This is a genomic window from Herminiimonas sp. (assembly GCF_030645555.1).
Lineage (GTDB): Bacteria > Pseudomonadota > Gammaproteobacteria > Burkholderiales > Burkholderiaceae_D > Oxalicibacterium.
The window spans coordinates 1-5,677 of sequence record NZ_JAUSME010000207.1; the positions used below are offsets into that span (position 1 = coordinate 1).

A 5,677-nucleotide genomic window follows, 5' to 3' on the forward strand; every position below is an offset into this window, starting at 1 on the left:
TTGCGACACTAGGAAAAATGAAAACATTAATTGAAATCTCGGGTTGCTTTCCTGCCTTGCGCGGCTTGAATGCACAGCAATTCATCAATGCAATCGAGCCGCGCCTGATCGATATACGTAATCCCTTGAACGGCTTGCAAATCGACATGTTCGGCAAAGTGCACGCTGTGGATATCGCCGAGGCAAGCGGTATCGTCACGGTGGAAATCGAAGTTGCCGATGCCTTCCTGCAAGCGCATCAGCTCAAGCCGGAGCAGGTAGATACCGTGCTGGCCGAGCGCATTACCAAGCTGCGGCATCCGGCAACGGGCGTCATGGCGCGGGTAGAGGCGCGGCTTGCATCTTCGGATACCAGCCTGAAAAGCTGACTTCAGCGGATTTTTTGCCTGCCCCGGACCTGCGTGGTTTGCCTGGCCAGCGCCGACAGTATCCGCAGCTGATTCTTTTGCGACAGATGTTCGACGAACACCATGCCGCGCAAATGGTCCAGCTCATGCTGGATGCACATCGCCTTCAAGCCATCGGCCTGCAATTCAAACGGTTTGCCATCCAAGTCCAGCGCGCGTATGCGTAGCCAGGCGGCGCGCTTCACCTTTTCATATATATCCGGAAGCGACAGGCATCCTTCCTCGAATTCTTCGCTGCCGCCCATCTTGATCACTTCGGGATTGATCAGCACCAGCAACTCATTCCGGCTCTCGGAAATGTCGACCAGAATCACGCGCAGGTGCACGTCAACCTGGGTTGCCGCCAGCCCGATGCCGTCCGCGGCATACATGGTCTGCGCCATGTCGGCCACCAGGCGGCGGATGCCATCGTCTATATCCTGGACCGGCAAAGCGACCGTATGCAGGCGTTCGTCAGGGTATTGAAGGATGCTAAGTTTTGCCATAATTTATTAATCTAATACATTCAAAAATAGCTTTAAGTCATTGAAATTAAAATAATTTAATTTCGATTTAATGATATGCAAGAGTGAGTGCGATTTAATTGCCGACCTAATCTCTATTGCTTTCCACCCATTGCCAGCTGTTTAAATAGTCTATGCAATCTACTAAAGGATTTCATCCAAGCAACGCTAGGCAGTCAATTTTTATATTTCGTTTACACCACCCACCCAAGTCTTTACTAAATTTTTAGACCGTTTCTCATAAGCTACTTCTCATCAAAACAGTGATGTAGGAGTGTGGAATGGACATCGTCTTTACAGGCGCAATCGCAGCATTTTTGCTCGTTTTCTGGGCATTCGCCGAAGGCTGCAGCAAGTTGGGAGAACGTAAATGAATCTATTTTACGTAATCGGCTCGCTTGTTGCGCTCGGTTTGCTTATTTATCTCGTGATCGCATTGGTGAAAGCGGAGGATTTGTAAAATGACTTCGCAATCCATCATGTACCTGGTCGCATTCTTAGCCGTATTGCTAGTGCTGGCCTATTCCCTGGGCCTGTTCATGGCAAAGGTCGCGGATGGCACGAGCATACGCGGCTTCGGTTGGCTGCTGAAAATCGAGAATGTTCTCTATCGGCTTGCCGGCCTCAGTGCGCAATCTGCAATGACGTGGAAAAGCTATGCAATCGCACTATTGGTGTTCAATACCCTGGGGGCGCTCTTCGTCTATGCGATACAGCGCCTGCAAGCGTGGTTGCCACTCAATCCGCAGGCATTTGGTAACGTCAGCCCGGATTCCTCGTTCAACACTGCAGTGAGCTTCGTCTCCAACACCAACTGGCAAGGCTATTCCGGCGAAGCGACGATGAGCTATCTGACGCAGATGCTGGCGCTGACGGGACAGAACTTCTTTTCTGCCGCGACCGGCATTGCTGTCGCCTTTGCGCTGATTCGCGGTTTCAGTTCGCGTTCAGCCAAATCGATAGGCAATTTCTGGGTCGATCTGACACGTTCCACGCTTTACATCCTGTTGCCGCTAGCTGTTGTGGTGTCCATAGCCTTGATGGGGCAGGGCGTGATCCAGAATTTCTCGGCATATCAACAGGTAGTGCTGATCGATCCGGTGACGTATCAGCAAGCCAAAGCCACGTCTGACGGACAGCCTGTGGTGGATGCCGAAGGCAAGCCTGTGCTGGAAACCCTGACCGCCAAAACGCAAACCATCGCGATGGGTCCGGTGGCATCGCAAGAGGCAATCAAGATGCTGGGCACCAACGGCGGCGGTTTCTTCAACGCCAACTCGGCTCATCCTTACGAAAATCCGTCCTCAGTCAGCAACTTCATCCAGATGCTGGCGATTTTCCTGATCCCGGCTGGTCTGTGCTTCACGTTCGGCCGCCTGGTCGGCGATATGCGGCAAGGCTGGGCGGTACTGGGTGCAATGACGCTGATCTTTGTCGTGATGACTTCCATCGTGATGATCGCCGAACAAACTGCGCATCCAGCGATGCAGGTGCTCGGTGTTGATCAAACGACGACTGCGTTGCAATCCGGCGGCTATATGGAAGGCAAGGAAACCCGTTTCGGCATCAGTGCCTCCGCCTTGTTCACTGCGGTGACGACGGCCGCATCATGTGGTGCCGTCAACAACATGCATGATTCGCTGATGCCACTGGGCGGCTTTGTGCCTCTGGTCTTGATGCAATTCGGCGAAGTCGTCTTCGGCGGTGTCGGGACCGGCTTGTACGGCATGTTGATCTTCGCGATTCTGGCGGTATTCATTGCCGGCCTGATGATAGGTCGCACGCCGGAATATCTGGGCAAGAAAATCCAGGCGTATGAAATGAAGATGGCATCCATCGCGATTCTGGTGACGCCGACACTGGTGCTGGTCGGGACTGCAATTGCCGTACTGCTGGAGCCGGGCAAGGTCGGCATTGCCAATCCGGGCGCGCATGGCTTCTCCGAGATCCTGTATGCGTTCACCTCGGCCGCCAATAACAACGGCAGTGCGTTTGCAGGATTGTCTGCCAACACGCCGTTCTACAACACGATGCTGGCAATCGCTATGTGGTTCGGGCGGTTCGCGATGATCGTGCCGATTCTGGCGGTAGCCGGTTCACTCGCAGGCAAGCAAAGGCTGGAAGCCAATGCCGGCACGATGCCTACGCATGGTCCGCTGTTTATTGCCTTGCTGGTGGGTGTAGTAGTGCTGGTTGGCGTATTGAATTACGTCCCTGCGCTGGCACTCGGCCCCATCGTCGAACACCTGCAATTGTTCGCACGGTAGTTCTCACAATAATCAACCAGGAACGGCGAGCGCGCGCCGCTTGCCGTTCTCAACAAATTAAAGAAAGCCTGCCATGCAAATGCCAGAATCCAAGGCTGCGCCTGTCGTGTCACGTAAAAGCCTGATGCTTTTCGATACGGCCTTGATAGGTCCAGCCATAGTCGATGCATTCAAAAAACTGACGCCACGCGCACAGTGGCGCAGTCCTGTGATGTTTGTTGTCTATGTCGGTAGCATCATCACGAGCTTGTTGTTCATTCAATCACTCGTCGGTAAAGGCGAGGCCAGCCCTGGCTTTATCTTTGCCATTTCCGTCTGGTTGTGGTTCACCGTATTGTTTGCCAACTTCGCCGAATCACTGGCGGAAGGGCGCAGCAAGGCACAAGCCGCATCCTTGCGCGCCTTGAAGCAAACCGTGCTGGCGAAGAAACTCTCAGTGCCAAAACACGGCACATCCTGGCTGCCAGCGTCGCCAGCCGATTTGCGCAAGGGCGATACTGTACTGGTTGAAGCCGGTGACGTGATTCCAGTCGATGGTGAAGTGATAGAAGGCGTGGCATCGGTCGATGAAAGCGCCATCACCGGCGAATCGGCCCCAGTCATTCGTGAATCCGGTGGCGATTTTTCATCGGTCACCGGCGGCACGCGTGTGCTGTCCGACTGGCTGGTGGTACGCATTGCGGTCAATCCCGGCGAAGCCTTTATAGACCGCATGATCGCGATGGTTGAGGGTGCCAAGCGTCAAAAGACGCCGAATGAAATCGCGTTGACGATACTGCTGGTCGCACTGACCATCATCTTCCTGATCGTGACAGTGACCTTGCTGCCGTTCTCACTGTATTCGGTAGAAGCCGCAGGTAGCGGCTCGCCCATTACGATCACCGTATTGATCGCCCTGCTGGTCTGTTTGATCCCGACCACTATCGGTGGCCTGTTGTCAGCGATCGGCGTGGCCGGCATGAGCCGGATGATGCAAGCCAATGTGATTGCTACATCAGGTCGCGCAGTCGAAGCCGCCGGCGACGTCGATGTGCTGCTATTGGACAAAACCGGCACCATCACACTCGGCAATCGTCAGGCATCAGAGTTTTATCCCGCGCCTGGCATCACGCAAATTCAGTTGGCCGATGTTGCACAACTGGCTTCGCTGGCCGATGAAACGCCGGAAGGTCGCAGCATCGTCATCCTTGCCAAGCAGAAGTTCAACATACGTGAACGCGATATCGCGGCATTGAATGCGAGCTTCGTCCACTTCAGTGCGCAAACACGCATGAGCGGTGTTGATATGGGTGAGCGCATTATCCGCAAAGGTTCAGTCGATGCGGTGAAAAAGCATATCGAATTGCTGGGTCGCCCATTCCCGATGGAAGTATCGAATACGGTGGATGACATTTCGCGGCGCGGCAGTACGCCTCTGGTGGTGGTCGATGATGGCTGCGTGATGGGCGTGGTCGAACTAAAGGATATTGTCAAAGGCGGTATCAAGGAACGCTTCGCTGAATTGCGGCGCATGGGGATCAAGACAGTCATGATCACCGGCGACAACAAGCTGACTGCTGCGGCAATTGCTGCGGAAGCCGGCGTCGATGATTTCCTCGCCGAAGCAACACCAGAACAGAAACTCAAGCTGATACGCGAATACCAGTCGCAAGGCCGTCTGGTTGCGATGACCGGCGACGGCACCAACGATGCACCGGCGCTGGCGCAGGCCGACGTTGCAGTGGCGATGAACTCCGGCACACAGGCCGCGAAAGAAGCCGGCAATATGGTCGATCTGGACTCCAATCCGACCAAGCTGCTGGAGATAGTCGAGATCGGCAAGCAGATGCTGATGACGCGCGGTTCGCTGACGACGTTCTCGATCTCCAATGATATCGCCAAGTATTTTGCGATCATTCCGGCTGCATTTGTCACGACCTATCCGCAGTTGAAGGCACTGGACATCATGCATTTGAGCAGCCCGTCATCGGCCATCATGTCGGCCGTGATTTTCAATGCGCTGATTATTGTGGTGCTGATTCCACTGGCGCTAAAGGGCGTCAAGTATCGCGCGGTCGGTGCGGCTGCGCTGTTACGTCGCAATCTGTTGATCTACGGCCTGGGCGGCATTCTGGTGCCCTTCGTAGGTATCAAATTGATAGACATGATCCTGACCGTTTTCGGTCTTATCTGAATCTGGAACTAACATGAAGGAATTAATATGAACGCGACATTTCGTCCCGCACTGGTTTTATTTGCCGTGCTTACTCTGATCTGCGGCGTAATCTATCCGTATGCGATCACCAGTATCGGCAAGTTAGCTTTCAGTGATCAGGCACAAGGCAGTCTGGTATCGCGTAACGGCCAGCTTGTTGGCTCGTCGCTGATTGGTCAGGCGTTTTCATCGCCGCAATATTTCTGGGGGCGTCCGTCCGCTACCGGCCCGATGCCGAACAATGCAACGGCATCCAGCGGCGCCAATCAGGGACCGCTTAATCCGGCATTGATCGACAACGTGAAA

Annotated in this window: 6 protein-coding genes; 5 read left to right on the forward strand and 1 reads right to left on the reverse strand. The window is 54.2% G+C overall.

What is annotated here, in order from left to right:
- On the forward strand, positions 1-368 hold a 368-nt coding region (locus tag Q7T06_RS07995), incomplete at its 5' end, for a hypothetical protein (protein ID WP_304783103.1).
- Between the two features lie 2 nt (positions 369-370).
- Here the strand turns inward: Q7T06_RS07995 and def are convergent.
- On the reverse strand, positions 371-892 hold the full coding sequence (def, locus tag Q7T06_RS08000) for a peptide deformylase (protein ID WP_304783106.1): 522 nt from the start codon (positions 890-892) through the stop codon (positions 371-373).
- Between the two features lie 388 nt (positions 893-1,280).
- On the opposite strand from def, the gene Q7T06_RS08005 reads away from it, so the two are divergent.
- From Q7T06_RS08005 to Q7T06_RS08020, 4 genes are all read left to right on the forward strand, one after another.
- Positions 1,281-1,370, forward strand: a complete 90-nt coding sequence (locus Q7T06_RS08005; RefSeq protein WP_304783110.1) for a potassium-transporting ATPase subunit F — start codon at positions 1,281-1,283, stop codon at positions 1,368-1,370.
- A gap of 1 nt (position 1,371) precedes the next feature.
- Complete coding sequence (gene kdpA, locus Q7T06_RS08010) at positions 1,372-3,177, forward strand: potassium-transporting ATPase subunit KdpA (RefSeq protein ID WP_304783113.1); 1,806 nt, start codon at positions 1,372-1,374, stop codon at positions 3,175-3,177.
- A gap of 73 nt (positions 3,178-3,250) precedes the next feature.
- A complete protein-coding gene (kdpB, locus tag Q7T06_RS08015; protein WP_304783116.1) occupies positions 3,251-5,350 on the forward strand; it encodes a potassium-transporting ATPase subunit KdpB in 2,100 nt (699 codons plus the stop codon).
- Between the two features lie 27 nt (positions 5,351-5,377).
- A partial coding sequence (locus Q7T06_RS08020; RefSeq protein WP_304783119.1) for a potassium-transporting ATPase subunit C occupies positions 5,378-5,677 on the forward strand: 300 nt, incomplete at its 3' end.